Source organism: Micromonospora cabrerizensis (assembly GCF_022230955.1).
In the GTDB taxonomy this organism is placed as follows: Bacteria; Actinomycetota; Actinomycetes; order Mycobacteriales; family Micromonosporaceae; genus Micromonospora; species Micromonospora cabrerizensis.
In genome coordinates, this window is record NZ_JAKKFI010000069.1 from 155,577 (window position 1) to 162,266 (window position 6,690).

Annotated in this window: 7 protein-coding genes; 3 read left to right on the forward strand and 4 right to left on the reverse strand. The window is 72.2% G+C overall.

All coding sequences use genetic code 11. The annotated features are described in order from the left end of the window. Positions 1-4: 4 nt before the first annotated feature. The 3 genes from LADH09A_RS18145 to LADH09A_RS18155 form a co-directional block, all read right to left on the reverse strand. The gene (locus LADH09A_RS18145; RefSeq protein ID WP_238646623.1) at positions 5-1,036 is read right to left on the reverse strand and encodes a medium chain dehydrogenase/reductase family protein; all 1,032 of its coding nucleotides are present in this window, start codon (positions 1,034-1,036) and stop codon (positions 5-7) included. 87 nt (positions 1,037-1,123) lie between these two features. Continuing rightward, the gene (locus LADH09A_RS18150) at positions 1,124-1,666 is read right to left on the reverse strand and encodes a TetR/AcrR family transcriptional regulator (RefSeq protein WP_238646626.1); all 543 of its coding nucleotides are present in this window, start codon (positions 1,664-1,666) and stop codon (positions 1,124-1,126) included. A gap of 158 nt (positions 1,667-1,824) precedes the next feature. Next, entirely contained in the window at positions 1,825-2,706 is an 882-nt protein-coding gene (locus LADH09A_RS18155; protein ID WP_238646628.1) for a helix-turn-helix domain-containing protein, read from the reverse strand. Positions 2,707-2,837: 131 nt separating this feature from the next. Here LADH09A_RS18155 and LADH09A_RS18160 point away from each other — a divergent pair, with 131 nt between their 5' ends. After that, positions 2,838-3,704 carry an oxidoreductase gene (locus tag LADH09A_RS18160; protein ID WP_238646630.1) on the forward strand — a complete coding sequence of 289 codons (867 nt, stop codon included), beginning with the start codon at positions 2,838-2,840 and terminating at the stop codon, positions 3,702-3,704. Here the strand turns inward: LADH09A_RS18160 and LADH09A_RS18165 are convergent, their stop codons facing one another. Further along, the gene (locus LADH09A_RS18165) at positions 3,705-5,261 is read right to left on the reverse strand and encodes an MFS transporter (RefSeq protein WP_238646631.1); all 1,557 of its coding nucleotides are present in this window, start codon (positions 5,259-5,261) and stop codon (positions 3,705-3,707) included. A 104-nt stretch (positions 5,262-5,365) separates the two neighbouring features. On the opposite strand from LADH09A_RS18165, the gene LADH09A_RS18170 reads away from it, so the two are divergent. Together LADH09A_RS18170 and LADH09A_RS18175 are read left to right on the forward strand one after the other, a co-directional pair. Continuing rightward, the gene (locus LADH09A_RS18170; protein WP_238646633.1) at positions 5,366-5,845 is read left to right on the forward strand and encodes a winged helix-turn-helix transcriptional regulator; all 480 of its coding nucleotides are present in this window, start codon (positions 5,366-5,368) and stop codon (positions 5,843-5,845) included. Between the two features lie 372 nt (positions 5,846-6,217). Continuing rightward, positions 6,218-6,690, forward strand: a 473-nt coding sequence (locus LADH09A_RS18175) for a DUF222 domain-containing protein (protein ID WP_238646635.1), incomplete at its 3' end; no start/stop codon positions are given.

Here is a 6,690-nt window from a genome sequence, read left to right on the forward strand (position 1 = left end):
GTGGTCAGGGCTCCAGCACCACCTTGCCGGGCCGGCTGCGGGCCTCGGCGAACACCAGTGCGGCGGAGACCTCGTTGAGTGGGTAGCGCGCGGCGATCTGCGGCACGATCACACCTTGGCGCAGCAGGTCGAGCACGGTGCCGAGGTCGGTGCGCAGACGACGCCGGAACGCGGCGCGGCGGGTGAGGTGACCGGCCCAGAAGTTGTAGAAACCGGCCCGGTGGCCGTTCGGCAGCGCGTTCCAGCTGTAGAGGCGGGCCAGCAGCTTCACGAAGACCCACACGACCGACTGGCCGGACCCCACGGCGGCGGCGTTGCCGTAGACGACCAGCTTGCCGCGCGGGGCGAGCAGGTCGTACGAGGTGCGTACGCCCGGGCCGGCGACCGGGTCGAAGACGGCGTCGACGCCACCCGGCGACAGCTCGCGGACGCGCGCGGCCATGGCCGGGTCGCGGTAGTCGAGCGGTTCGACGCCGAGTTCGCGCAGCGCGGCGTGATGCCGTACGGCGGCGGTGCCGATGACCCGCAGGCCGAGGTGGCGTCCAAGCTGGACGAGCACGGTCCCGACGCCGCCGTTCGCGCCGTGCACGAGGATGGTCTGCCCGGCCCGCAGGCCAGCGCCCCGCACCATCTGCCAGGCGGTCACCCCGTTGACGACGACGGTCTCAGCCTCGGCGGGGTCGAGGTCGGCGGGTACGGGGGCCAGGGCGTCGATGTCGACCAGCGCGTGCGAGGCCCAGCCGCCGGTCTTGGTGACCGCCGCGACCCGGGTGCCGACCAGTGAGTCGTCGCCGCCGGGACCGACCGCCCGGACCGTGCCGACGAGGTCGTAGCCGGGCACGAACGGGAACTTCGGCTGGCCGGGGTAGAGAGCGTGGCGCATCTGCTGCTCGGCGAACGAGATGCCGGTCGCCTCGACCTGGACGAGCGCCTGCCCCGGGGCCGGGGCGGGCATGGCGCGGCGGTGCAGCCGGAGGCCGTCGGGCTCCACCACACCGGGCAGCACCACTTCGGTGATCATCGCATCGGTCGTCATCAGGTTCTCCTTGTTTGTAAGTGTGCACTCACACACTTGTCGGGCTGAAAAACTGGGCCGCGGGTGCGGCCCAGGTCGTACGTCGGGTCAGGGGTGGCGGATGCCGGCGGTGAGGGCGCGAGCCCACGGTTCGGGGACCTGCTCCAGACCGGCCGTCACGATCAGGTGGCAGAGCTGGCCGTACGCGAAGAACTGCTGCACCTGCGCGTCGCCGGCGCCGGCCCGGCTCTGCACGAGGGTGGCGACCTGCCGGTAGCCGGCCCGCACCGCCTCGGCGATCTCGGGGATGTCCGTGACGGCCTGCGCCTGGACCTGAAAGAGCAGGAGATCGCGGTCGGCGATCAGCTCCGCGTAGGCGTCACCCATCGCGTCGAGGATCTCCTCCGGGCTGTCGCCCGTGGCGCGCTCCGCCCCCGCCTCGATCGCCTCGGCGATCCGGTCGAAGCACGCACCGGCCGCCGCCACGAACAACCCGAGCTTGCCGGAGAAGAGCCGGAAGACGTACGCCTCGGAGATGCCGGCGGCAGCGGCCACGGCAGTGACCGGGGTGGCGTGGAAGCCGGCCCGCGCAAAAGCCGACACTGCGGCGTTCAGGACGGTGACCCGGCGGGCCTCGGCGGTCGATCGCATGTTTGTAAGTGTGCACTCACAAACAATCGCTGTCAAGCCCGATGGTCAGGGCACGATCCGCAGCGCCCGCTCGACGATGCCGACTTCGTCTTCGCCGCCGGCCCGGCCGCCAGCGAGGCCATGCGCGGGCGTTACGAGCACGTCCCCACCCAGGCGGCTCACTCGGACGGATAGAGACGGGCCGGGTCGCCGGGCCGGAGGCTGTCCGGGACGTCATCCGTGGTGCTGGCGGCGATCGAGCCGAGCAGGGCCAACGAGCGCGCGGACTCCGTACCGGGCTCGGCGTGGTAGATCACCAACAGCTGCCCGTCGGCGCCCGCGACCGCGAGCTTGTCGCAGTACAGGTCGAGGTCGCCCACCTCGGGGTGGCGCAGCCGGCTGACGATGCCCTCGCGCCGACGCACCTCGTGACGTGCCCACAACCGGCGGAAGCAGTCACTCTTGAGGGACAGCTCCCCCACCAACGCCGTCAACCGGGGGTCGTCGGTGGCCCCACCCGAGTCGGCGCGCATCTGCCCCACCACGCTCTGCATCGCCTGCCGCCAGTCGCGGAACAGCTCCTGCTCGGCCGGGTCCAGAAACACCGCGAGCAGTCGGTTGGCGCCCGGGGCGAGGTTCGGCGACAGTGCCCTCGCCATCGGGTTCGAGGCCAGGATGTCGAGGTAGCGGTTCTGCACGAAGGCCGGCATGTCGAGCTGCCGCAGCAGGTGCAGGATGCTGGCCGGCACCCGCTCAGCGGCCGGTCGGGCCGCCCGGCGCGACCGCGCACGGCTGAGCCCGATCATGTACGCGGTCGCCTCCGGGTCCAACCCCAGCACCCCGGCGAGGGCATCGAGGACCTGCACCGAGGGGTGCCGTTCGCGGCCCTGCTCCAACCGCAGGTAGTAGTCGGCGCTGATGCCGGCGAGCATCGCCACCTCCTCGCGCCGCAGGCCCGGCACCCGGCGTAGGCCCACGCCCGGCCCGAGCCCGACATCCTCGGGCCGGACCTGTTCCCGGCGGGCACGCAGGAAGTCGCCGAGCTGGTTGGTCGCGTCCATGCCTCGACGGTAGGCCGCTTCACCGACCGCTGCCTGGTCGTGTCACTACCAGGAACATCTCGCCCTGCCGGACGGTCGGCCGCCGACGCACAGTCGACGCATATCCCTTGCGATTACGGATAGAGGACGACATGAGCGACAACCTTCCCGGCGGCTCCCTGACCCTGGCCGACGGCCTCACGCTGAGCCGGATGGGCTACGGGGCGATGCAACTGGCCGGCCCAGGCGTCTTCGGCCCGCCCCGCGACCGCGAACAGGCTCTCGCCGTACTCCGCGCGGCGGTCGACCTGGGCATCCGGCACATCGACACCAGCGACTTCTACGGGCCGGCGGTGGTCAACGAGCTGATCCGCGAGGCGCTGCACCCGTACCCCGAGGATCTGCACCTGGTCACCAAGGTCGGCGCGCGGCGCGGCGCCGACGCCTCCTGGATCCCGGCCCTGGAGCCGGACGCCCTCAAGGCCCAGGTCCGGGACAACCTGGCGCGCCTCGGCCTGGACGTCCTCGACGTGGTCAACCTGCGGGTCGGTGTCGCGGAGGGCACCGGCGACGATCCCGTCGCCGAGCAGTTCGGCGCGCTGGCGGAGCTGCGCCAGGAGGGACTGATCCGGCACCTCGGGCTCAGCAACGTCACCCTCGACCAGCTCACCGAGGCACAGGCCATCGCGCCCGTGGTCACGGTGCAGAACTCCTACAACGTCGCCAACCGGCAGGACGACGCCCTCGTGGACCGGTGCGCCGCGGAGAACATCGCGTTCGCCGCCTTCTTCCCGCTCGGCGGGTTCACGCCGTTGCAGTCCGACACGCTCAACGACGTGGCCGCCCGACTGGACGCCACACCGCAGCAGGTCGCCCTCGCCTGGCTCCTCCAGCGTTCGCCCACTACCGTGCTGATCCCCGGTACGTCCAGCGTGGCGCACCTGCGGGAGAACATCGCGGCGGCCGACCTGAAGTTGCCGGCCGACGCGATCGAGGAGCTGGACTCCATCGGCGGGTGATCAGCGCGTCTCGTGCTGATGCGGCCGGTTGCGGACGAGGGCGAGCGTGAGCACGGCGGTGACGAGGAAGACGATGCCGTTGATCCGCAACCCGGCCTGGACGCCGGAGGTCATGGCCTCGGCGATCGCCGCCCGGACCGGGTCGGGCAGCGGCTGGTCGCCGGTGACCCCGGCGGCCACCGCCGCCTGCACGGCGCCACGGGTGGGTTCGCCGACCTGGTGCGCGGCCAGCCGGTCGGGCAGCTCGGCCAACATCGTGGTGGTGAGCAGCGTGCCCAGCAGGGACGTGCCGAGCACCGAGCCGACCTGCCGGGCGGCGTTGACCGCGCCGGAGGCCATCCCGGCCTGCGCGGGCGCGACGCTGGCCAGCGCGGCGGCGGTCGCCGGGGCCACCACCAGGCCGCCCGCGGCACCGAACAACGCGAACAGCGGCCACCGGTGACCGAACGACGCGGTGGGCCCCTGGGCCGCCAGGCCGAAGCTCGCCACCGCGCCGAGGACCAGGCCGAGGGTGAGCGGTGCCTTGAAGCCGGTACGACGGATCGCCCGGCCGGCGCCGAAGGCGACGACCACGTAGGCGCCGAAGAGCACCAGCATCCGCCAGCCGGTGTCCAGCGGGCTGAGCGCCTGAACGCGTTCGTGGAAGAGGACCAGCAGGATCGCCACACCGGTGAAGCCGAACAGCGACACCGCGGCGACGACCATGACGGAGGTGAACGACGCCGACCGGAACAGCCGCACGTCGAGCATCGGCGCGTCCGAGCGCAGCTCGACCAGGACGAACGCGACCAGCGCGGCAGCCGCGACGACCCAGGCCACCGCCACCACCGGGCTGGTGTAGCCGTCCTTACCGCCCTGGATCAGGGCGTAGACGGCCGCGGCGATGGCGACGGTGCCGAGCAGCAGACCGGGTACGTCGAGTCGGCCCGCGCTCGGCCGGGACTCGGCCACCCCGACGGCGGCGACGACGAGCGTGACCGCGCCCAGCACGATCGTCGACAGGTAGACGCTGTGCCAGCTGTAGTGCCGCAGCAGCGTGCCGGCGATGAGCGGGCCGATCGCGAGCCCGATGCCGGAGGCTGCCGCCCACGCGGTGATGACCTCGGTGCGGCGGTGCGGGTCGGTGAAGGTCGCGCCGAGGATCGCCAGGCTGTTGGGCAGGATCAGGGCCCCGCCGAGGCCGGCGACCAACTGCCCGACGATCACCCAGGCCACGGTGGGGGCACCGACCACCACGGCACCGCCAACGATCATGGCGAGGATGCCGGCGCCGAACATGCGCCTGCGTCCGTAGCGGTTGCCGAGAGTGGCGGCGGACAGCACCACGCTGGCCACGACCAGGGTGTACGCGCTGGGGATCCAGATCACGGTGGTCGGGTCGACCCGAAGGTCACGCTGGATGGTCGTCAGGGCGGAGACCGTCGCGGTGATCTGGAGGAACGTGATCATCGCGCCCAGGCACATGGCGATCAGGGTCACCGGGCGGGAGCCGCGGACGGACCCGGCGGTGACCGCCCCCGGTACGGGTGCGGTCGGGGCCGTGGTGTTGGTGGTCACTGGCGTCCTCGATGCTGGTCGGTCTGACTTGCGTTCGCGTAAGCCAGCAACGACCCAGTGAACCACCTGGCTAGCTTTTACGCAAGTCAGGTACGCTGGACGGCATGGAGGACCTCCGAGACGACCGCGACACCTGGTCGAGCGAGAACTGCTCGGTAGCCCGGGCGATGGACATCGTGGGCAGCAGGTCGACGGTCCTGATCATGCGCGAGGCGCTGCTCGGCACGCGCCGCTTCGACGACTTCGTTCGCCGGGTCGGCGTCGGCGAGCCCGCCATGGCCGCCCGACTCAAAGAGATGGTCGCCGCCAACCTGCTCGAACGGATCCCCTACCGGGAGCCAGGCCAGCGCACCCGCCACGAGTACCAGCTCACCCGCAAGGGCCACGAACTCCTGCCCGTGATCACCGCACTGCGCAACTGGGGCGACACCTGGGCCGCCGACGATTCCGGCCCGTCCATCGTCGCCACCCACCACGACTGCGGCGAGCCGGTCCACGCGGTACTCCGCTGCGCGGCCGGCCACGAGGTAGCGGACGGCGACATCGACATCGCCGCCGGCCCGGGCCTGATCCGGCGCGGCTGACGGCTGAGGCGCCACCCACCGGTCCGGACCGGGCCGATCAGGACGGATGACACACGGGCCGCCGGACCAGGGCCGCCGGACCAGGGCCACCGGACCAGGGCCACCGGACCAGGGCCGCCGGACCAGGGCCGCCGGACCAGGGCCGCCGGACCAGGGCCGATTCAGGTTCGGCCCGACCGGCTTGACGGCCAGGGCCGCTGGACCGGGCTCGATCTGACGCGGCACGGCACGCCGGGCCGCCGGGCCAGGCTCGATCCGACGTGGCAAGGCATGTGGGCTGACGGCCCGAGGACCTGACGGTGCCAGCGGCGCGCCGCCATCAAATCGATCTTGATCGCTGAAACTGTCGTACGCCTGTTCTAATGTTTGGTCATGGTCGAGGAGTTGGCGCAGGCAGACGACGCGGTCGCTGCGTGCGTTGACGACACCGCCTGGGCTCTCGCCGACGATGAGCTGATCGCCGCTCTCGACGCCGCGCACCGCCTGGAGCAACGCCTCGCCGCCGTCACCCTCGCCCTGGTCCGCGAGATCGACGGTCGGGGCACCGCCCGGGCGCAGGGCGCGTCCAGCACAGCGGTCTGGCTGCGCGAACGACTCCACCTCACCGTGCCCGCCGCCCGCCGGCTCGTCGACCTCGCCGCCGCACTGGACACCGGCAACCCCGGGATACGACAAGCCTTGGCCGACGGGCACCTCACCCTCGACCAGGCCCGGGTCATCGCCGACACCGTCAGCACCGTGCACACCTCAGCCGGCGCGCAGGCCGCCGACAAGGCCGCCCGTGTGCTGGTCGACTGGGCCGGCCAGTTCGCACCGCCCCCTGCTGCGCCACCTCGGCCACCCCC

What these genes read in the sequence shown, in the direction of transcription:
- LADH09A_RS18145 (WP_238646623.1), bottom strand. Translation starts at nt 1,036, where the DNA reads ATGACGACCGATGCGATGATCACCGAAGTGGTGCTGCCCGGTGTGGTG.
- LADH09A_RS18150 (WP_238646626.1), bottom strand. Translation starts at nt 1,666, where the DNA reads ATGCGATCGACCGCCGAGGCCCGCCGGGTCACCGTCCTGAACGCCGCA.
- LADH09A_RS18155 (WP_238646628.1), bottom strand. Translation starts at nt 2,706, where the DNA reads ATGGACGCGACCAACCAGCTCGGCGACTTCCTGCGTGCCCGCCGGGAA.
- LADH09A_RS18160 (WP_238646630.1), top strand. Translation starts at nt 2,838, where the DNA reads ATGAGCGACAACCTTCCCGGCGGCTCCCTGACCCTGGCCGACGGCCTC.
- LADH09A_RS18170 (WP_238646633.1), top strand. Translation starts at nt 5,366, where the DNA reads ATGGAGGACCTCCGAGACGACCGCGACACCTGGTCGAGCGAGAACTGC.